Genomic DNA, 1,278 nt, shown 5'->3' with positions numbered 1-1,278 from the left:
CCGGGCGCGCGCGGGCTGCGGGACGTCGGCATGGGCCTGGTGGACCGGGCGCCGGCGCTCAAGCGCAGGATCGTGACGGCGGCCTCGGGCCTCTGAGGCTCAGTCGTCGAGCGGGCGGGCCTCGTCCGGCAGCATGATCGGTATGCCGTCGCGGATCGGATAGGCGAGCTTCGCCGGCCGCGAGATCAGCTCCTGGCGCTCCGCGTCATAGATCAGCGTCGCCTTGGTGAGCGGGCAGACCAGGATCTCGAGCAGCTTGGGGTCGACGCCGGCGGAGCGGCGTGCGTCTTCGGGCGCGTCGGTCATTGCAGCGACGAACTCGCGTCTCCTCTGGCGCGCGCAAGCTCCATCTCGGTCACGGCGACCAGGATCTCCGCACGCGATTTCAGGTCGGCCGCCTCGAGCAGGGCCTGCTTCTCGCGCGGGCCGAACGGGCTCATCATGGCGAGCGCGTTGACCAGCGCCTCGTTCGGGGCGCGGCGGATGCCGTCCCAGTCGGCCTCGAGGCTGTTGGCCGTAAGGTAGTCCTTCAGCGTCTTCAGGAGCGCCTCGCGGTCGACGTTCTCCTGCCCTTCGCCGGGCGCGAGGTCGGCCACGAACTCCTCGAACGACACACGCGCCTTGCGGTAGGGCGCGTCGTCGCGCAGCTCCTCCAGCAGCCGGAAGCGCGACACGCCGGTGAGCGTCACCAGATAGCGCCCGTCGCCGGTCTCCCCGAACGCCGTGAGGCGTCCGGCGCAGCCGACTCGCACGAGCTCGGGGCGCTCTTCGTCCTCCGAGGATTCCGGGTCGGGCTGGATCATGCCGATGATCCGCTCGCCGCGGATGGCGTCGTCGATCATGGCGAGATAGCGCGGCTCGAAGATGTTGAGCGGCATCTCGCCCCGCGGCAGCAGCAGCGCGGCCCTCAGCGGGAACACCGGAATGACCTCCGGCAGCTCCTCGGTCTTGTGGTAGGTGACGTTCGAAGCCATGCGCTTGTTAAATCACGCGAACAGCAGAGAGGACAGCCGCTTTCTGCCGGCGATCGTGTGTTCGTCCTTCGGACCCCACGCCTCGAACAGCTTCACCAGCTCCTTGCGGGCGCCGTCGTCGTTCCACGTGCGGTCGCGGCGGACGATCTCCAGCAGGTGGCCGAGCGCCTCCTTGCGCAGGCCGGCGGCCGCGAGGCCAACCGCGAGGTCGAACCGGGACTCCCTCGGTCAGCACCTGCTTGGGAAGGGGCTGAAGGTGCGCGACGTCGGCCGCCGACATTCCCAGCCCTTCAGCGACGCGGCC

2 protein-coding genes and 1 pseudogene are annotated in these 1,278 nt (G+C 69.8%); all 3 read right to left on the bottom strand.

The genetic code is table 11. The annotated features are described in order from the left end of the window. Positions 1–99: 99 nt before the first annotated feature. The gene (locus tag ACIKT0_RS18475; RefSeq protein ID WP_325448300.1) at positions 100–306 is read right to left on the bottom strand and encodes a Trm112 family protein; all 207 of its coding nucleotides are present in this window, start codon (positions 304–306) and stop codon (positions 100–102) included. Continuing rightward, a complete protein-coding gene (locus tag ACIKT0_RS18470) occupies positions 303–974 on the bottom strand; it encodes an LON peptidase substrate-binding domain-containing protein (protein ID WP_183394841.1) in 672 nt (223 codons plus the stop codon). Before ACIKT0_RS18470 ends, ACIKT0_RS18475 begins: the two co-directional genes overlap by 4 nt. 12 nt (positions 975–986) lie before the next feature. Next, positions 987–1,196 (bottom strand): annotated as a pseudogene (locus ACIKT0_RS18465) (tetratricopeptide repeat protein); the annotation flags it as partial. Between the last annotated feature and the right edge of the window lie 82 nt (positions 1,197–1,278).

Source organism: Hansschlegelia beijingensis, assembly GCF_045505405.1.
Taxonomy (GTDB): Bacteria; Pseudomonadota; Alphaproteobacteria; order Rhizobiales; family Methylopilaceae; genus Methylopila; species Methylopila beijingensis_A.
Note: the sequence above shows the minus strand (reverse complement) of the source record. Positions and strands in the feature narration are given on the sequence as shown.